Annotated in this window: 1 protein-coding gene; it reads right to left on the bottom strand. The window is 37.6% G+C overall.

The features are described from left to right. Positions 1-255: DDE-type integrase/transposase/recombinase (locus EWU23_RS14480; protein WP_166233209.1), on the bottom strand; the 255-nt coding region annotated here is incomplete at both ends.

The raw sequence follows: 255 nt of genomic DNA, 5'->3' as shown, positions 1-255 counted from the left end.
TTTGAGTAATTCGTAAAAACTCCTTGGCATAATATTGACCACCTCCATCGGAGTGAAGTACTAATTCATCAAATCTTTTCTTTTTTCGAAGCTTGATGGCCATTTGTAAGGCTGGAATGGTGGTATGCGTTGTTAATAGCCTTTTAGAGGTGTGGTGGCCCACTATATGACGCGTATAAGCATCTACAATAAAAGTGAGGTAATAATAGATGCCATTGACTTGATAATAACTAATGTCACTCTGCCAATATTGGT

This window comes from Aquirufa beregesia (genome assembly GCF_011090385.1).
Classification (GTDB): Bacteria; Bacteroidota; Bacteroidia; order Cytophagales; family Spirosomataceae; genus Aquirufa; species Aquirufa beregesia.
This window is presented reverse-complemented; position numbering and strand designations above follow the sequence as displayed.